The 18747-nt window shown below is 69.2% G+C and carries 16 protein-coding genes and 1 tRNA gene; 11 read left to right on the top strand and 6 right to left on the bottom strand.

What is annotated here, in order from left to right:
- Nucleotides 1–92: 92 nt before the first annotated feature.
- Genes ACIQV3_RS10770 through rpmH form a run of 5 tightly spaced genes read right to left on the bottom strand, consistent with a single transcriptional unit; the run spans nt 93 to nt 2540 of the window.
- Nucleotides 93–602, bottom strand: coding sequence for a protein jag (locus ACIQV3_RS10770; protein WP_403711854.1), 510 nt, complete (start codon nt 600–602; stop codon nt 93–95).
- A gap of 15 nt (nt 603–617) precedes the next feature.
- Nucleotides 618–1724: a membrane protein insertase YidC gene (yidC, locus tag ACIQV3_RS10765; RefSeq protein WP_403711852.1), complete on the bottom strand. Its 1107-nt coding sequence runs from the start codon at nt 1722–1724 to the stop codon at nt 618–620.
- 3 nt (nt 1725–1727) lie between these two features.
- Nucleotides 1728–2009 carry a membrane protein insertion efficiency factor YidD gene (yidD, locus tag ACIQV3_RS10760; RefSeq protein WP_076043740.1) on the bottom strand — a complete coding sequence of 94 codons (282 nt, stop codon included), beginning with the start codon at nt 2007–2009 and terminating at the stop codon, nt 1728–1730.
- Entirely contained in the window at nt 2006–2380 is a 375-nt protein-coding gene (gene rnpA / locus ACIQV3_RS10755; protein ID WP_243331112.1) for a ribonuclease P protein component, read from the bottom strand. Before rnpA ends, yidD begins: the two co-directional genes overlap by 4 nt.
- Nucleotides 2381–2402: 22 nt before the next feature.
- On the bottom strand, nt 2403–2540 hold the full coding sequence (gene rpmH / locus ACIQV3_RS10750) for a 50S ribosomal protein L34 (RefSeq protein ID WP_100597229.1): 138 nt from the start codon (nt 2538–2540) through the stop codon (nt 2403–2405).
- 362 nt (nt 2541–2902) lie between these two features.
- Between rpmH and dnaA the strand changes: the two genes are divergently transcribed.
- The 11 genes from dnaA (at nt 2903) to ACIQV3_RS10695 (ending at nt 17425) form a co-directional block, all read left to right on the top strand.
- Complete coding sequence (gene dnaA / locus ACIQV3_RS10745) at nt 2903–4729, top strand: chromosomal replication initiator protein DnaA (protein WP_403711849.1); 1827 nt, start codon at nt 2903–2905, stop codon at nt 4727–4729.
- A gap of 878 nt (nt 4730–5607) precedes the next feature.
- Nucleotides 5608–6738 (top strand): DNA polymerase III subunit beta, encoded by a 1131-nt coding sequence (dnaN, locus tag ACIQV3_RS10740; protein ID WP_243331110.1) that lies wholly within the window; start codon nt 5608–5610, stop codon nt 6736–6738.
- Between the two features lie 305 nt (nt 6739–7043).
- Nucleotides 7044–7919 (top strand): phosphogluconate dehydrogenase (NAD(+)-dependent, decarboxylating), encoded by an 876-nt coding sequence (gnd, locus tag ACIQV3_RS10735; protein ID WP_243331108.1) that lies wholly within the window; start codon nt 7044–7046, stop codon nt 7917–7919.
- A 103-nt stretch (nt 7920–8022) separates the two neighbouring features.
- A complete protein-coding gene (gene recF, locus ACIQV3_RS10730) occupies nt 8023–9159 on the top strand; it encodes a DNA replication/repair protein RecF (protein ID WP_403711846.1) in 1137 nt (378 codons plus the stop codon).
- A gap of 89 nt (nt 9160–9248) precedes the next feature.
- Nucleotides 9249–9728 (top strand): DUF721 domain-containing protein, encoded by a 480-nt coding sequence (locus ACIQV3_RS10725; protein ID WP_403712296.1) that lies wholly within the window; start codon nt 9249–9251, stop codon nt 9726–9728.
- 404 nt (nt 9729–10132) lie between these two features.
- Nucleotides 10133–12190, top strand: a complete 2058-nt coding sequence (gyrB, locus tag ACIQV3_RS10720; protein WP_403711844.1) for a DNA topoisomerase (ATP-hydrolyzing) subunit B — start codon at nt 10133–10135, stop codon at nt 12188–12190.
- Between the two features lie 40 nt (nt 12191–12230).
- Nucleotides 12231–14846 (top strand): DNA gyrase subunit A, encoded by a 2616-nt coding sequence (gyrA, locus tag ACIQV3_RS10715; RefSeq protein WP_403711842.1) that lies wholly within the window; start codon nt 12231–12233, stop codon nt 14844–14846.
- 2 nt (nt 14847–14848) lie between these two features.
- The gene (locus ACIQV3_RS10710) at nt 14849–15493 is read left to right on the top strand and encodes a DUF3566 domain-containing protein (protein ID WP_403711840.1); all 645 of its coding nucleotides are present in this window, start codon (nt 14849–14851) and stop codon (nt 15491–15493) included.
- A 107-nt stretch (nt 15494–15600) separates the two neighbouring features.
- A tRNA-Ile gene (locus ACIQV3_RS10705) sits at nt 15601–15674 on the top strand.
- 169 nt (nt 15675–15843) lie between these two features.
- Nucleotides 15844–15978, top strand: a complete 135-nt coding sequence (locus tag ACIQV3_RS10700; RefSeq protein ID WP_208809277.1) for a DLW-39 family protein — start codon at nt 15844–15846, stop codon at nt 15976–15978.
- Between the two features lie 124 nt (nt 15979–16102).
- Nucleotides 16103–17425, top strand: a complete 1323-nt coding sequence (locus tag ACIQV3_RS10695; RefSeq protein WP_403711838.1) for a hypothetical protein — start codon at nt 16103–16105, stop codon at nt 17423–17425.
- Here the strand turns inward: ACIQV3_RS10695 and ACIQV3_RS10690 are convergent.
- Nucleotides 17422–18723, bottom strand: coding sequence for a serine/threonine-protein kinase (locus ACIQV3_RS10690; RefSeq protein ID WP_403711836.1), 1302 nt, complete (start codon nt 18721–18723; stop codon nt 17422–17424). The genes ACIQV3_RS10695 and ACIQV3_RS10690 overlap by 4 nt on opposite strands.
- Between the last annotated feature and the right edge of the window lie 24 nt (nt 18724–18747).

The raw sequence follows: 18747 nt of genomic DNA, 5'->3' as shown, positions 1-18747 counted from the left end.
CGCTGCCGTCACTGCTGTCAGCCGGCACTGCCAGGCTGACAAAGATCGGCCCCGCCTGCGAGACAGACGGGGCCGGACACTCAGGCTTCCGATCAGACCGGAAGCACGACGACGAAGCGCTGCGGCTCCTCGCCCTCGGACTCGCTCCGCAGACCGGCCGCCGCCACGGCGTCGTGCACGACCTTCCGCTCGAAGGGGGTCATCGGCTCCAGCTTCAGGGGCTCGCCGGACGCCTTCACGTCCTCCGCTGCCTTGGCGCCGAGCGCCGTCAGCTCCTCGCGCTTCTTCGCCCGGAAACCGCCGATGTCCAGCATCAGCCGACTGCGGTCCCCGGTCTCGCGGTGCACGGCGAGGCGGGTCAGCTCCTGCAGAGCCTCCAGCACCTCGCCGTCGCGGCCGACGAGCTTCTGCAGGTCACGCGCGGACTCGCTGACGATGGAAACCGAGGCGCGGTCCGCCTCGACGTCCATGTCGATGTCGCCGTCCAGGTCGGCGATGTCCAGCAGACCCTCAAGGTAGTCGGCCGCGATCTCACCCTCCTGCTCGAGGCGGGTCAGGGTGTCGCCACTCTCAGCGGCGGCGGTGGTGGTGCCTTCCGTCACGGGAGGGACTCCTTCTTACTTCTTGGGAGAGGGCTTGCTGGGGGGCGTCTGACGCTGTGACTTCGACTGCCGCTTGGGCTGCTGGCGCTTCTGTCCGCCACCGCCGGCCGCATCCGAATCCACGGTCGCCTCGACGCTCTTCGCCACGGAGCCGTCCGCCTGCGCGGCCAGGCCCTGCTTGCTCAGACCGGTGATGAACTTGCGCTCGTTGTCGTTGCGGTCCGGGCCCTTGGCCACGATCGCCGCGACGATCTTCTTCTTGCCGCGGCTCTTGAGCTGGCCGTGCGAGGTGATCTGCTTCAGCAGGCGCGTCAGGTACTGGTCCTGGGCCAGGCTGCCCGGGGTGGGGTTCCGGCTGATGACGAACATCTGCTGGCCCATGGTCCACAGGTTGGTGGTCAGCCAGTAGACGAGGACACCGACGGGGAAGTTGATGCCCATGACCGCGAAGATCAGGGGGAAGACGTACATCAGCATCTTCTGCTGCTGCATGAACGGCGTCTTGACCGAGAGGTCGACGTTCTTCTGCATCAGCTGGCGCTGCGTGTAGAACTGCGACAGCGACATCATCACGATCATGATCGCGGTGACGATCCGCACGTCGGTGACCGAGGCGCCCAGAGCGGCGACCTTGTCCGCGCTGTCCGTGAACTTGGACGCCAGCGGGGCACCGAAGATGTGCGCGTTACGCGCGCTCTCCAGCAGCGGGCCGTCGATCTTGCCGATCGGCGTGCCGTTGGCGATGGAGGCGAGCACGTGGTAGAGCGCGAAGAAGAACGGAGACTGCGCCAGGATGGGAAGGCACGAGGAGAGCGGGTTGGTACCCGTCTCCTTGTACAGCTTCATCATCTCTTCGGACTGGCGCTGCTTGTCGTTCTTGTAGCGCTCCTGGATCGCCTTCATCTTCGGCTGGATCGCCTGCATGCCGCGCGTCGCCTTGATCTGCTTCACGAAGAGCGGGATCAGACAGATGCGGATCAAGATCACCAGGGAGACGATGGACAGGCCCCAGGCCCAGCCACTGTCGGCGCCGAACATGGCGCCGTACACCTTGTGGAACTGGACGATGATCCACGAGACAGGCGTGGTAATAAAGCTGAACAGACTGGCAATCGTGTCCACTAATCAGGCTCCTTGAGCATTGCGAGATCTACGCAACGCACTGCGCAGCTGCTCGTGCCAACGCGGGCGTTTCCGGGGTGGGACGTGGTCCACGCCACCCGGGGACCACGGATTGCACCGCAGGATCCGCCAGGCGGTCAGAGCCGTCCCCTTCACCGCACCATGCCGGTCGATGGCCGTGTACCCGTAGTGCGAACACGAGGGGTAGTAGCGGCACACCGGCCCGAGCAGCGGACTGATCGTCCACTGGTACAGCTTGATCAATGCGAGCAGCGGGTACTTCATCGAGCCACGCCTCCCAAGAGCCGCAGCAGTGCGGCATCGAGGTCCCGGGCCAGCTCGTCGAGACCGGCATCACCCGCTCCGGGCAGAGCCCGTACCACCATCAGGCTACCTTCGGGCAGCTGGGACAGCCGCTCGCGGACGAGATGGCGCAAACGGCGCTTGACCCGATTGCGTACGACGGCGATGCCGACAGCCTTGCTGACGACGAAACCCGCACGCGTCGAGGGATCGATCTCCCCCGGCTCGTGCGGGTCCGTTGCACCGCTTGTACGTAGGTGGACGACGAGGAGCGGGCGACCAGCCCGGCGACCTCGACGTACCGCGCTCGCGAAGTCCTCGCGCCGCCTCAGCCGATTGTCGGGAGACAGCACGACGTCACGATCCGCCCGTCAGTTACGCGGAGAGTTCGGCGCGGCCCTTGCCACGACGGTTCGCGAGGATGGCGCGGCCGGCACGGGTACGCATCCGGAGACGGAAGCCGTGGGTCTTGGCACGACGGCGGTTGTTCGGCTGGAAGGTGCGCTTGCTCACTCGGGGGCTCCAGAGAATAAATCGTTGTGGCGGGACATCGCCTGGCTGTCACCGTGCGCCCACGAAGGAATGGAAACTCGCGTGTACGCCCGAGTGGCACCGCTAAACGATCACAACCAGTGATCTTCGCCCATCGGTAGGCAGGCGGCAGCAGCCATCGACAACTCGACCTCGTTACGGTACGCGCGGCTACGCCATCCGGTCAAACCGAGCCGACGGTGCCCCACACTGTGCACAGGCTGTGGACAACGACTTGAACCGTACCCGCTGGCCTGACTACCGTTGCTTGACCCCGGATTTTTTGTCCCGACCGTCCCAAAGAACCACACATTCGTGGGACCCCCTCTGAGAGAGCGTGCTCTGTGGCTGACGTACCTGCCGATCTTGCCGCAGTGTGGCCAAGGGTGCTCGAAAAGCTCCTCGGGGAGGGACAGAACAGCATCGAGCCCAAGGACAAGCAGTGGGTCGAGCGCTGTCAGCCCCTGGCCCTGGTAGCGGACACCGCGCTGCTCGCCGTGCCGAACGAGTACGGCAAGCGCGTCCTGGAGGGCCGGCTCGCCCCGCTCATCAGCGACGCCCTCAGCCGTGAGTGCGGCCGCCCCATCCGGATCGCCATCACCGTCGACGACTCCGCCGGCGAGCCCTCGCCCCCGGCCCCGTCCGCGTCTTCCTCCCGCGACGGCTACGAACCGTACGGCGGTCAGCGCCCCGGCGGGCACACCGGGCCGATGGGTCACACGGGCCCCGGCGGCCACACCGGCCCCGCCGACGACCAGCTCCCCAGCGCCCGCCCCGCCTACCCGGACTACCAGCAGCAGCGCTCCGAGCCCGGTGCCTGGCCCCGCGGCGGCCAGCAGGACGACTACGGCTGGCAGCAGCCCCGCCTCGGCGGCTTCCCCGAGCGCGACCCGTACGCCTCCCCGCAGCCGGGCTACATGCAGCAGTCCGAGCCCTCCTCCTACGACCAGGGCTCCTACGAACAGCAGAAGTACGAACAGCAGCAGTACGAGCAGCAGCAGTACGAGGGCCAGCAGCAGCGCTCCTCCCGCCAGTACGAGCAGCAGCAGTACGAGCAGCAGTCCTCCCCGCGCCCGGTGCCCAGCCGGCCCGCGCCCTCGGCACCGTCCGGCGGTTCCACCTCGGGACCGCTGGAGCCGACCGCCCGGCTGAACCCCAAGTACCTCTTCGACACCTTCGTCATCGGCGCCTCCAACCGCTTCGCGCACGCCGCCGCGGTGGCCGTCGCCGAGGCGCCGGCGAAGGCGTACAACCCCCTCTTCATCTACGGGGAGTCGGGCCTCGGCAAGACGCACCTGCTGCACGCGATCGGGCACTACGCTCGGAGCCTCTACCCCGGCACCCGGGTGCGGTACGTGAGCTCCGAGGAGTTCACCAACGAGTTCATCAACTCGATCCGCGACGGCAAGGGCGACGCGTTCCGCAAGCGCTACCGCGAGATGGACATCCTGCTCGTCGACGACATCCAGTTCCTCGCGAGCAAGGAGTCGACGCAGGAGGAGTTCTTCCACACCTTTAATACGCTCCACAACGCCAACAAGCAGATCGTGCTCTCCTCCGACCGGCCGCCCAAGCAGCTCGTCACCCTGGAGGACCGGCTCCGCAACCGCTTCGAGTGGGGTCTGATCACCGACGTCCAGCCGCCCGAGCTGGAGACCCGCATCGCGATCCTGCGCAAGAAGGCCGTACAGGAGCAGCTCAACGCCCCGCCGGAGGTCCTGGAGTTCATCGCCTCCCGCATCTCGCGCAACATCCGCGAGCTGGAGGGGGCGCTGATCCGGGTCACGGCCTTCGCGAGCCTGAACCGGCAGCCGGTGGACCTGGGCCTGACCGAGGACGTACTGAAGAACCTGATCCCCGGCGGCGAGGACAGCGCGCCCGAGATCACGGCGACGGACATCATGGCCGCCACCGCCGACTACTTCGGGCTGACCGTGGACGACCTGTGCGGCTCCTCGCGCAGCCGCGTGCTGGTCACCGCCCGGCAGATCGCCATGTACCTGTGCCGGGAGCTCACGGACCTCTCGCTGCCCAAGATCGGGGCGCAGTTCGGCGGCCGCGACCACACCACCGTCATGCACGCGGACCGCAAGATCCGCGCTCTGATGGCGGAACGCCGCTCCATCTACAACCAGGTGACCGAGCTCACCAACCGCATCAAGAACGGCTGAAGCCGGCTCTGTGGACCTGCCGTACGGGCCCCGCCGAGCCCTTCCAAACGCTTTTAGAGGGCGCTCCCGGGTCACTTCGGGGGCGCCCTTCTTCGTGCGTGCGCCCCTGGACTGTTCGAATACGCCCCCTTGGAGGCAAGTCATCCACAGATTGGGCGACTTTCTTCCGTCCACAGCCTGGGGACGGGGTTCCCCGCCCACAAGACTGTCCACAGGCCCCTGGCGTGAGGCACCATCAGGGCTGGTCAGACCCCTGTGGAATTGTGCGCAACGTCTATCCACAGGCTGTGGACGAAAAATTCGTCCACAGGTCTGTCCACCGCGTTGTCCACCGGCGGTCCACAGCTTCCCGGGTCCTGTGCACAGGATCAGACGACTTCCCCACACCGTTGTCCACTGTTCGGCAACAAGGAACCCTCCATCACCGCCCCGAGTGAAAGCGGTCACACCGAAGTCGACGTTTGGGTTGTGGAGTACTCGGGAAAACCTGGGGACGCACCTGTGGAGTACTCGGGGTCATCTGGGGATGGCCTGTGCAGAAGTTTTCGTTCTCCACAGAGACACGTGGTTGTCCACCGGTGTCGCCCACAGGGCATGTGCATAAAAAACACAGGCTGACCTGCAAAAACACTGTTATCCACCGTTTCCACAGGCCCTACTACTACCTCCATAGAGAGTTAGCCCGGTTTCGGTTTTCAAGCAGGTCCTGTGCACAACTCGGTGGATCGCCCTCCCCGACACCTCGCTCCCGACTTGACCGCCAGCAGCGACGACTGTCGGCGCCGTACGTCAGACTGGTCCCCGGCATCGGTCGAGGCATCGACGAGCCGACGACGAAGGCCGGCAGACGAGCGAGCAACAGCAGGAGGCGGTTTCCGGTGAAGATCCGGGTGGAGCGCGACGTACTCGCGGAGGCGGTGGCCTGGGCTGCCCGTAGCCTCCCGGCCCGGCCGCCGGTGCCCGTTCTCGCGGGCCTGCTGCTGAAGGCCGAGGAGGGCAAGCTGTCCCTCTCCGGCTTCGACTACGAGGTCTCGGCCCGCGTCTCCGTCGAGGCGGACGTCGAGGAGGACGGCACCGTCCTGGTCTCCGGCCGGCTGCTGGCCGACATCTGCCGCGCACTCCCCAACCGCCCGGTGGAGATTTCCACAGACGGTGTACGGGCGACCGTGGTCTGCGGCTCCTCGCGATTCACACTCCACACCCTGCCTGTGGAGGAGTACCCGGCACTGCCGACGATGCCCACCGCCACCGGCACCGTGCCCGGCGAGGTCTTCGCCTCCGCCGCCGCCCAGGTCGCCATCGCCGCGGGCCGCGACGACACGCTGCCCGTGCTGACCGGTGTCCGCATCGAGATCGAGGGCGACAAGGTCACCCTGGCCTCCACCGACCGCTACCGCTTCGCGGTCCGCGAGTTCCTGTGGAAGCCGGAGGACCCCGAGGCCTCGGCCGTGGCCCTGGTGCCCGCCAAGACCCTCCTGGACACCGCCAAGTCGCTCACCAGCGGCGACACGGTCACCATCGCGCTGTCGGGCTCCGGCCAGGGCGAGGGCCTCATCGGCTTCGAGGGCGCCGGCCGCCGCACCACCACCCGCCTCCTCGAGGGCGACCTGCCGAAGTACCGCACGCTGTTCCCGACGGAGTTCAACTCGGTCGCCGTGATCGAGACGGCCCCGTTCGTCGAGGCCGTCAAGCGCGTGGCCCTGGTCGCCGAGCGCAACACCCCGGTCCGCCTCAGCTTCGAGCAGGGCGTGCTGATCCTGGAGGCCGGCTCCTCCGACGACGCACAGGCTGTGGAGCGCGTCGACGCGAAGCTGGAGGGCGACGACATCTCGATCGCCTTCAACCCGACCTTCCTGCTGGACGGCCTGAGCGCGATCGACTCGCCGGCCGCGCAGCTGAGCTTCACCACGTCCACCAAGCCGGCGCTGCTCAGCGGCCGCCCGGCGGTCGACGCCGAGGCCGACGAGGCGTACAAGTACCTGATCATGCCGGTCCGCCTCTCCGGCTGAGTCCGGACACGACGCGGCAAGCCCCTCGGGCCCGTCCCCGCTCCTGGCGGGACCGGGCCCGAGGGCGTTCCGCCTCCCGCCCGCGCAGCCCCGTAGCGGCCCCTCAGGGCCCCCGGGGGCCTCACCGGGGCCCGTCCGGAGCCTCGTGCGCGGCCCGCCGCGCGCCCGGACCCCCGTGCCGAGCCGACACCCGGAGTGCCCGTGGCGCCGGGCGCCACGGCCCGGCGTAGGCTCGGCACGGGGGGATGTCCCCGGGCAGGGGAGCACCCCGGCACAGACGGCCACAACGCTTAAGGAACCACCTGATGGAGCTTGGTCTCGTCGGTCTCGGCAAGATGGGCGGCAACATGCGCGAGCGCATCCGCCGCGCCGGCCACACCGTCATCGGATACGACCGCAACCCGGACCTCGCCGATGTCCACAGCCTGTCGGAACTTGTGGACAGCCTGCAGGCCCCCCGCGTGGTGTGGGTGATGGTCCCGGCCGGCGCGGCGACCCAGTCCACCGTGGACGAGCTGGCGGGCCTGCTCTCGCCCGGCGACATCGTCGTCGACGGCGGCAACTCGCGCTGGACCGACGACGAGAAGCACGGCGCCGAGCTGGCCGCCAAGGGCATCGGCTTCGTGGACTGCGGAGTCTCGGGCGGCGTCTGGGGCCTGGAGAACGGCTACGCGCTGATGTACGGCGGCGACAAGGAGCACGTCGCGGCCGTTCAGCCCGTCTTCGACGCCCTCAAGCCCGAGGGTGAGTTCGGCGCGGTGCACGCCGGCAAGATCGGCGCCGGGCACTTCGCGAAGATGGTCCACAACGGCATCGAGTACGCCATGATGCAGGCCTACGCCGAGGGCTGGGAGCTCCTGGAGAAGGTCGACTCGGTCACCGACGTCCGCGAGGTCTTCCGGTCCTGGCAAGAGGGCACGGTCATCCGTTCCTGGCTGCTGGACCTGGCCGTGAACGCGCTGGACGAGGACGAGCACCTGCAGCAGCTGCGCGGCTTCGCGCAGGACTCGGGCGAGGGCCGCTGGACGGTCGAGGCCGCGATCGACAACGCCGTGCCGCTGCCCGCGATCACGGCCTCGCTCTTCGCGCGCTTCGCGTCCCGTCAGGACGACTCCCCGCAGATGAAGATGATCGCCGCGCTGCGCAACCAGTTCGGCGGCCACGCGGTCGAGAAGAAGTAATCCACAACCGCTCCACAGGTCCACAAGTCCACCGTGCACCTGTGCACAGCCTGTGGAGCGGAGCACGGCAGAGCAGCAGGAAGCCGGGGGAGGTCGGCGCCACATGCACGTTTCGCATCTCTCGTTGGCCGACTTCCGCTCGTACGCCCGGGCCGAGGTTCCCCTCGACCCGGGCGTCACCGCTTTCGTGGGCCCCAACGGGCAGGGCAAGACCAATCTCGTCGAGGCCATCGGCTACCTCGCGACCCTCGGCAGCCACCGCGTCTCCGCGGACGCCCCGCTCGTGCGGATGGGCGCCGAGCGCGCCGTGATCCGGGCCGCCGTCACCCAGGGCGAGCGGCAGCAGCTCGTGGAGCTGGAGCTGAACCCGGGCCGCGCCAACCGGGCCCGGATCAACAGGTCCTCGCAGGTCAGACCGCGGGACGTCCTGGGCATCGTGCGCACGGTGCTGTTCGCCCCCGAGGACCTGGCCCTGGTCAAGGGCGATCCCGGCGAGCGCCGCCGCTTCCTCGACGAGCTCGTCACGGCACGCTCGCCGCGCATGGCGGCCGTCCGCTCGGACTACGAGCGGGTGCTCAAGCAGCGCAACACCCTGCTGAAGTCGGCGGCGATGGCCCGCCGGCACGGCGGCCGCTCCATGGACCTGTCCACGCTCGACGTGTGGGACCAGCACCTGGCGCGCACGGGCGCGGAGCTGCTGGCCCACCGGCTCGACCTGCTCGCGACGCTGCTGCCGCTGGCGGACAAGGCGTACGAACAGCTCGCGCCGGGCGGCGGCCCGCTCGGGGCGGCGTACAAGTCCTCCGCGGGCGAGCAGGTGGACAGCGGCGAGGCCCGCACCCGCGAGGCGCTGTACGAGGTCCTCCTCGGCGCGCTGGCCGAGGTGCGCAAGGGCGAGATCGAGCGCGGGGTGACCCTGGTCGGCCCGCACCGCGACGACGTGGTGCTGCGCCTCGGGGAGCTGCCGGCCAAGGGGTACGCGAGCCACGGCGAGTCCTGGTCGTACGCGCTGGCGCTGCGGCTGGCCTCCTACGAGCTGCTGCGCTCGGAGGGCAGCGAGCCGGTGCTGATCCTCGACGACGTGTTCGCGGAGCTGGACGTGCGGCGCCGGGAGCGGCTGGCCGAGCTGGTGGCCCCGGGCGAGCAGGTGCTGGTGACGGCGGCGGTGGACGACGACGTGCCCGGGGTGCTGGTCGGGACCAGGTTCGCGGTGTCCGGCGGAGAGGTGACCCGGCTGTGAACGGCAAGGAGCCGGAACCGCCCCGGCCCCCATCGCCGCAGACCCCCCCGCCGCAGGATCAGCCGCGCAAGGCGGCCGAGCCCTCGGGCGTGGACCTGGCGCGCCAGGCGCTGGCGGCCGCGCGCGAGCAGGCACGGGCCCGTGGCAACGCGGCGCAGAACAAGAAGGGCCGCTACCAGCCGGGGCTGCGCTCGGGCGCCCGCGCGGACGGCCGGGACCCGATGCCGCTGATGGCGGCGCTGGACCGGCTGCGCACGGAGCGCGGCTGGGAGATGCCGATGGCGGTGGCGGGCGTGATGGAGCGCTGGCCGGAGATCGTCGGCCAGGACATCGCGACGCACTGCGTGCCGGACCGGTACGAGGACCGCGAGCTGGTGGTGCGCTGCGATTCCTCGGCGTGGGCGGCGCAGCTGAAGCTGCTGGCCCCGCAGCTGGTGGCGCGGCTCAACGCGGACCTGGGGCAGGGCACCGTCCGGCTGATCAAGGTCCACGGCCCGGGTGGCGGGCCGAAGCGGTACGGGCCCTGGCGGGCGCCGGGGAGCACCGGCCCGGGGGACACCTACGGGTGAGAGGGCGAGTCCGACCCGGCGTGGTTCACCACGTGCGGGCGGCTTCGCGTGCCCACCGGCGAGCACGCCCGTACGGGTGAGTAGGGATCCGGCGGTCACCCGTACGGACGGCTCCGCGGGTGGTGTCCCTCACGGTAGCGGGAGGTTGACAGCCCGAAGCGCTCAATGCCCGTGTGAGCCTCTTTGGGCCCCTCCCTGGATATGGGGAGTCGGAGAGAGGAGTTTCCGGGCGGCACATGCGGACTCAGGTACCGGCAAACGCCCATTCATGGGGGTGATACCGGTAGACTGAACGAGAATCCCGCGCACGCGCGGGATTCAGTCGAGTAAAGCTGACCACCGCTGACAACGCAGATCGACGCAGCCGCTCCCGCTTGCATGCATGCCGGCCCGGAGTACGGCCTGTGCTGTGCCAGAAAGGGCGCTTCGTGGCCGATTCCGGCAACCCCAACGACAACCAGTCCACAGTCGGCCAGAACGGCGAGGTCACGTCCTCGTACGACGCCAGTGCCATCCAGGTCCTCGAGGGCCTGGACGCCGTCCGCAAGCGGCCCGGCATGTACATCGGCTCGACCGGTGAGCGCGGGCTCCACCACCTCGTGTACGAGGTCGTCGACAACTCGGTCGACGAGGCCCTGGCCGGGCACGCGGACACCATCGACGTGACGATCCTCGCCGACGGCGGCGTGCGCGTGGTCGACAACGGCCGCGGTATCCCGGTCGGCATCGTGCCGTCCGAGGGGAAGCCTGCCGTCGAGGTCGTGCTGACGGTCCTGCACGCGGGCGGCAAGTTCGGCGGCGGCGGCTACGCCGTCTCCGGCGGTCTGCACGGCGTCGGCGTCTCCGTCGTGAACGCCCTGTCGACCAGGGTCGCGGTCGAGGTCAAGACCGACGGTTACCGCTGGACCCAGGACTACAAGCTCGGTGTCCCGACTGCGGCCCTGCTGAAGAACGAGGAGACGTCCGAGACGGGCACCTCGGTCACCTTCTGGGCCGACGGCGACATCTTCGAGACCACCGAGTACTCCTTCGAGACGCTCTCGCGCCGCTTCCAGGAGATGGCCTTCCTCAACAAGGGCCTGACCCTCTCGCTGACGGACGAGCGCGAGTCGGCGAAGGCCACGATGGGCGCGGACACCGCCGAGGAGACCGACGACCAGCAGGCGCGCACGGTCAAGTACTACTACGAGGGCGGCATCGTCGACTTCGTGAACCACCTGAACTCGCGCAAGGGTGAGCTGATCCACCCGACGGTCATCGACGTCGAGGCCGAGGACAAGGAGCGCATGCTCTCGGTCGAGATCGCGATGCAGTGGAACTCGCAGTACACGGAGGGTGTCTACTCCTTCGCGAACACGATCCACACGCACGAGGGCGGTACGCACGAGGAGGGCTTCCGTGCGGCTCTGACCGGTCTGGTGAACCGTTACGCGCGCGAGAAGAAGTTCCTCCGCGAGAAGGACGACAACCTCGCCGGCGAGGACATCCGCGAGGGTCTGACGGCGATCATCTCGGTGAAGCTGGGCGAGCCGCAGTTCGAGGGCCAGACGAAGACCAAGCTGGGCAACACGGAGGCGAAGACCTTCGTGCAGAAGGTCGTGCACGAGCACCTCAACGACTGGTTCGACCGGAACCCGAACGAGGCCGCGGACATCATCCGCAAGTCGATCCAGGCGGCCACGGCGCGCGTCGCGGCCCGCAAGGCCCGTGACCTGACCCGTCGCAAGGGTCTGCTGGAGTCGGCCTCGCTGCCGGGCAAGCTGTCGGACTGTCAGTCCAACGACCCGACGAAGTGCGAGATCTTCATCGTCGAGGGCGACTCGGCCGGCGGTTCGGCCAAGTCCGGCCGTAACCCGATGTACCAGGCCATCCTGCCGATCCGCGGCAAGATCCTGAACGTCGAGAAGGCGCGCATCGACAAGATCCTCCAGAACACCGAGGTCCAGGCGCTGATCAGCGCCTTCGGCACGGGTGTGCACGAGGACTTCGACATCGAGAAGCTCCGCTATCACAAGATCATTCTGATGGCGGACGCCGACGTCGACGGCCAGCACATCAACACCCTGCTGCTGACCTTCCTGTTCCGCTTCATGCGGCCGCTGGTCGAGGCCGGGCACGTGTACCTGTCGCGTCCGCCGCTGTACAAGATCAAGTGGGGCCGCGACGACTTCGAGTACGCGTACTCGGACCGCGAGCGCGACGCCCTGGTGGAGCTCGGCAAGCAGAACGGCAAGCGGATCAAGGAAGACTCGATCCAGCGCTTCAAGGGTCTGGGCGAGATGAACGCCGAGGAACTGCGCATCACCACGATGGACGTGGACCACCGCGTGCTCGGCCAGGTCACCCTGGACGACGCCGCGCAGGCCGACGACCTGTTCTCGGTGCTGATGGGTGAGGACGTCGAAGCCCGGCGCTCCTTCATCCAGCGCAACGCCAAGGACGTTCGCTTCCTCGACATCTGAGTCGGCTCAGCTGACCGCCTGAAAGGACCTTTGACCAGCAATGGCCGACGAAATCACGCCCACCGCCGCGGAATCCGCGGAGGAGCAGCCCGTCGTACGCATCGAGCCCGTCGGGCTCGAGACGGAGATGCAGCGCTCCTACCTCGACTACGCGATGTCCGTCATCGTCTCCCGCGCGCTGCCCGACGTACGGGACGGCCTCAAGCCGGTCCACCGCCGCGTGCTGTACGCGATGTACGACGGCGGCTACCGGCCCGAGAAGGGCTTCTACAAGTGCGCCCGCGTCGTCGGTGACGTCATGGGCACGTACCACCCGCACGGTGACTCCTCGATCTACGACGCCTTGGTCCGCCTGGCCCAGCCGTGGTCGCTGCGCATGCCGCTGGTGGACTCCAACGGCAACTTCGGCTCCCCGGGCAACGACCCGGCGGCCGCGATGCGCTACACCGAGTGCAAGCTCATGCCGCTGGCCATGGAGATGCTCCGGGACATCGACGAGGAGACCGTCGACTTCAAGGACAACTACGACGGCCGCAACCAGGAGCCCACCGTCCTGCCGGCGCGGTTCCCGAACCTGCTGATCAACGGTTCGGCGGGCATCGCGGTCGGCATGGCCACCAACATCCCGCCGCACAACCTGCGCGAGGTCGCGGCCGGCGCCCAGTGGGCGCTGGAGCACCCGGAGGCCTCGCACGAGGAGCTCCAGGACGCGCTCCTCGAGCGGATCAAGGGCCCGGACTTCCCGTCGGGCGCCCTGGTCGTGGGCCGCAAGGGCATCGAGGAGGCGTACCGGACCGGTCGCGGCTCCATCACGATGCGCGCGGTGGTCGAGGTCGAGGAGATCCAGAACCGCCAGTGCCTGGTGGTCACGGAGCTTCCGTACCAGACCAACCCCGACAACCTGGCGCAGAAGATCGCCGACCTGGTGAAGGACGGCAAGGTCGGCGGCATCGCCGACGTCCGCGACGAGACCTCGTCCCGGACCGGCCAGCGCCTGGTGATCGTGCTCAAGCGCGACGCCGTCGCCAAGGTCGTGCTGAACAACCTGTACAAGCACACCGACCTGCAGACGAACTTCGGCGCGAACATGCTGGCGCTGGTGGACGGCGTGCCGCGCACGCTGTCGATCGACGCGTTCATCCGCCACTGGGTGACGCACCAGATCGAGGTCATCGTCCGGCGCACGAAGTTCCGCCTGCGCAAGGCGGAGGAGCGCGCCCACATCCTGCGCGGTCTGCTCAAGGCGCTGGACGCGATCGACGAGGTCATCGCGCTGATCCGGCGCAGCAACACGGTCGAGATCGCCCGCGAGGGCCTGATGGGCCTGCTGTCGATCGACGAGATCCAGGCGAACGCGATCCTGGAGATGCAGCTCCGCCGCCTCGCGGCCCTGGAGCGGCAGAAGATCGTCGCCGAGCACGACGAGCTCCAGGCGAAGATCAACGAGTACAACGCGATCCTGGCCTCCGAGGAGCGCCAGCGTCAGATCGTCAGCGAGGAACTGGCGGCCATCGTCGAGAAGTTCGGCGACGACCGGCGTTCCAAGCTGGTGCCCTTCGACGGCGACATGTCCATGGAGGACCTGATCGCCGAAGAGGACATCGTCGTCACGATCACCCACGGCGGGTACGTCAAGCGCACCAAGACCGAGGACTACCGCTCGCAGAAGCGCGGCGGCAAGGGCGTGCGCGGCACGAAGCTGAAGCAGGACGACCTCGTCGACCACTTCTTCGTGTCCACCACGCACCACTGGCTGCTGTTCTTCACGAACAAGGGCCGGGTCTACCGCTCCAAGGCGTACGAGCTCCCGGACGCCGGCCGTGACGCGCGCGGGCAGCACGTGGCGAACCTGCTGGCCTTCCAGCCGGACGAGAAGATCGCCCAGATCCTCGCGATCCGCGACTACGAGATCGCCCCGTACCTGATCCTGGCCACCAAGGGCGGCTTGGTGAAGAAGACGGCGCTCAAGGACTACGACTCGCCCCGTTCGGGTGGCGTCATCGCGATCAACCTCCGGGAGACCGAGGACGGCAGCGACGACGAGCTGATCGGCGCCGAGCTGGTCTCCGCCGAGGACGACCTGCTGCTCATCAGCAAGAAGGCGCAGTCGATCCGCTTCACGGCGACCGACGACGCGCTGCGCCCGATGGGCCGCGCCACTTCGGGCGTGAAGGGCATGAGTTTCCGGGGTGGGGACGAACTGCTCTCCATGAGCGTGGTCCGGCCGGGTACCTTCGTCTTCACCGCGACCGACGGCGGCTACGCCAAGCGGACGCCGGTGGAGGAGTACCGCGTCCAGGGCCGTGGCGGCCTGGGCATCAAGGCGGCGAAGATCGTGGAGGACCGCGGCTCGCTCGTCGGGGCGCTCGTGGTGGACGAAACGGACGAAATCCTCGCCATCACGCTCGGCGGCGGTGTGATTCGTACGCGCGTCAACGAAGTACGGGAGACCGGCCGTGACACCATGGGCGTCCAGCTGATCAACCTGGGCAAGCGCGATGCCGTCGTCGGCATCGCCCGCAACGCGGAGGCCGGTCAGGAAACTGACGAGGCCGACGACAGCGAGAACGAGATCGGGACCGACGCGGCTGTCGAAGGACAGGCCGCGGAGGCTGCCGAGGGCACGGAGCCCTCGGCTGGGGAGCACGAGGAGTAAGCGTGAGCGGAGCCACGGGCGCCGGACCGGCCCACACTGGAGCGAACGGTGCCCGTGGCCCCGCCGCGGACTCTCAGGGGGGAACCGTGACGGACACCCGAGGACCGCAGCCGCCCCAAGCGCCTCAGTCGCACCAGACTCAGGCCGGGGCCGGCCCTCAGCAGCCCTACCACCCGCCGCAGGCGTACTCGGTGCCCCAGGGCCCCGGTGCGCCGCGGGGGGCGGGCGACCCCGGTGCGCAGCGCAAGCCGCGCACGGGGGCCCGTATGGCGCCCAGGACGCGCAAGGCGCGGCTCCGGGTGGCCAAGGCCGACCCCTGGTCGGTGATGAAGGTCAGCTTCCTGCTGTCGATCGCGCTGGGCGTGTGCACGATCGTCGCGTCGGTGGTGCTGTGGATGGTCATGGACGCCATGGGCATCTTCTCCAGCGTCGGCGGCACGATCAGTGAGGCGACCGGCTCGAACGAGAGCAACGGCTTCGACCTCCAGACCTTCCTTTCGCTGCCGCGCGTTCTGATCTTCACGACGGTGATCTCGGTCATCGACGTGGTGCTCATGACGGCGCTGGCGACCCTGGGCGCGTTCATCTACAACCTGTCGGCGGGCTTCGTCGGCGGTGTGGAGCTGACGCTCGCCGAGGACGAGTAGGAGCTCCGAATACGGGGCTGGTGACCTGCGCAGACGGGTCACGGGAACCGATTTTGGAGTCACCGGGTCTGTGCGCTAACCTTCAGAAGTCAGCGCGCAGCGCGGATGGGGCTATAGCTCAGTTGGTTAGAGCGCATCCCTGATAAGGATGAGGCCACAGGTTCAAATCCTGTTAGCCCCACAGTGTCGAAGACCCTCAGGCCCATGGCCTGGGGGTCTTTGTCGTTGGGCCGGTTGGTGGGTCGGCGGGTGGGTCGGTTCGTCGGGCGGTAGGTCACCGATCGGTATCGGTCGGTGTGTATTGTTGGGCGCCAGAAGTCTCCTACGTCAACGAAAGACGAGGTCGCGCGGTGAAGAAGCTGCTCCTGGTCGCACTGGCCGCCATCGGCGGGCTCCTCGTGTACCGCCAGATCCAGGCGGACCGTGCGGAGCAGGACCTGTGGACGGAGGCAACCGACTCCGTGCCTTCTGGTTCCGGTGTGTGAGACCCGAGGTTGATCTCAGAGCCCCGACTGCCGCTGCGGTCGGGGCTTTGTGCTGCTCTGTGACGAATTATTGCGGTATGCAAAGAAGTTGCTTGCGTTGGCAAACTCGGGGTGGGTGCGTGTGATGGGTGGGGTACGTCGGGTACGGACGGCCGCCGCGGCGACGCTGGCCGCCCTCGGGCTGGCCGCGGCCCTCCCGGGGACCGCGGGCGCGGCGGGGAGCCCGCAGCCGGTGCCCGCCTACCGGGGCGCCGACGGGGCGTTGGCGGTCGCGGGGAAGCCCTCCACGGCCGGAGCGCCGCAGTTGAAGACCGGGTCGGTCTACAAGGACTCGATCGCACCGGGGGAGCGGTACTACGCGCTCAACCTCGACGACAGTTCGAGCGTGTACGTCTCCGCGGTGCTCCAGCCCCCGGGCGGCGCCAAGGTGAGCTACAGCGACGGCCTGGAGGTGGAGGTCCTCAGCATCGAGAACCGTTCCTGCCAGAGCGGTCCGGGACGGGCGTCCTTCGGCTACGACCCCGTCCCCATCAGCGCGGTGGGCGGCCGGATCATGCGGGAGGACGGCGACTGCCAGGGGGGCGGCCCCTACTACGTCAAGGTCACGCGGGAGACGGCCAAGGACGGCGACCCGTCGTCCTGGCCCCTGGAACTGCGGGTCCAGCGCGAGCCGAAGCTCGGCGGCGGCAACGCGCCCACCGCGGCGCCCAGCGTCTGGCCCTCGGCCTCCCCGACCCTGCCGGGCAGCGACGCGGCGCCGCGGGCCGGCGGGACCGGCTTCAACGACGCGCGGGCGCTGGACAGCGGCGTCTGGAGCGACGAGCTGCGGCCCGGGCAGACCCGCTTCTACCGGGTGCCGCTCGACTGGGGGCAGCAGCTCGGGCTCGCGGCCGAACTCTCCGCCGCCACGCTGACGAAGGACTCCGGGTACGCCTCGCCCGGGCTCTCCGTCTCGCTGTACAGCCCCTACCGGTCGCTGATCGGCAGCGAGGACGCCGCGTACGACGGGAAGCAGGCGGGGCTCACCCTGCCGCGGACACCGCCGGTGGCCTACGAGAACCGCTTCGCCTCCGACCGGATGCTTGGGGCGGTCAGGGTGGCCGGCTGGTACTACGTCGCGGTGACCATGGCGGGGAAGGTCGGGGAGTTCACCCGGGACGAGGTGCCCGTCCCGCTGACCCTGCGCACGCAGATCATCGGGATGCCGGGCAAGGCGCCGGCCTACGCGGAGGACCCCGCGGCCGGCGGGTTCGGGGTGGGAGCCGGGGACCGTACGGCCGCCAAGGAGGGCTCCACGGCCGTGGAGGCCGAAGCCGCCGCGGAGAACCGGTCGGTGATGCGGGTGGTCGCGGGCGCCGGCTTCGGTGCGGGGACGCTGCTGCTGCTCGTACTGGGCGGCTGGACCCTGCTGTCCCGGCGGCGGGCCTCCTGGCGGCGGGCCTCCTAGACCTGGGTCAGCGCCCAGATCCCGACGGCGAAGCACAGGACGGCGGCGAGCAGGATCCCGGCGGTGACCTTGGCGGGCGGGGGCGCGAGGGTGCTCGCGCGGGGTACGGCCGGAGGGACCGGCTGGGGCTGGGGCTGGGGCTGGGGCTGCGCGTACGGATGCGGGGCCGTCGGCCCGGTCGGCACCGTTTGCGGGGTCTGCGCGGTCTGCGGGGTCGGGGCGGTGGCCGACTGGGGCGGCGGGAGGTGGAAGCTGCCCGTCTCCGAGGGGCCGAACACGCCGAGGGGAGGGGGGACGGGCGCGGTGACCGGCGCGGGGGCGGAGGAGGGCTGCGCGGCACCGGTGGGCGGGGTGGGCCCGGTGGACGGGGTGGGACGGTCCGTCGTCCCGGCCGTCGGCGGGGCTTCGGAGGCCGCTTCGCGCAGTGCCCGGGGCGTGAAATCGTGTGGCACCGGGCCCAGTTGGTCGAACACCTCGACGGGATCCACGTCCGGGCCGGGCGGCGGGAGCAGTTCCACGGCCTCGGCGAGGGCCTTGCGCGCCCCGGTGGCCGTCTGGAACCTGCTCCGGGGGTCCGGCTGGAGCAGCGCGGCCAGGACGTCCCACAGCGGCGCGGGAACGCCCTCGGGAGCGTCGGGGGTGCCGTGGGTGAAGAACTGCTCCGCGAGGGCCTGGGAGTCGGGCTTGCTGCCCTGGAGGAGGTAGAGGCCGACCAGTCCGACGGCGAACAGGTCGGCGGTGAAGTCCGGCTCGGAGCCGAGGAGTTGTTCGGGGGCCAGATAGCCCGGGGTGCCGACCACGTAGGCGGTCTCGGTCAGCCGGGGCTCGCCCTTGCGCATGGCGATGCCGAAGTCGGACAGCCGCAGGTGCGGCCGCCCGGTTCCGGTGGCCTCCATCAGGATGTTGGCCGGTTTGATGTCGCGGTGCACGACACCTGCCGCATGCACCGCCGCCAGCCCCGACAGGAGCTGGTCGAGCAGCGTGCACACGAACCGGGGCGGCAACGCCCCGTAGTCCCCGATCACATGGGCGAGGGAGCCGCCGGCGACGAGGTCCATGGTGAAGAGGACCTTGTCGTCGTCCGCCGCCCAGCTGGCCGGGGCCAGTACGTGCGGGTGATCGATCCGCAGGGCCTGCTCGCGGACGAACCGCAGCAGGGTGTGGGCATCACTGTGCAGGAGGACCTTCGCTGCGACGTACCGGCGGCGCCGGTGGTCCCAGGCTCGCCATACGGCGCCAGCGCCGCCACGTCCGATCGGGTCGATCAGTTCGTACCGGCCGGCGAAGATCTCACCCATTGCTGCGCCCGTCCCCCGTCGTCA

Source organism: Streptomyces sp. NPDC099050, assembly GCF_044759865.1.
GTDB lineage: Bacteria > Actinomycetota > Actinomycetes > Streptomycetales > Streptomycetaceae > Streptomyces.
Note: the sequence above shows the minus strand (reverse complement) of the source record. Positions and strands in the feature narration are given on the sequence as shown.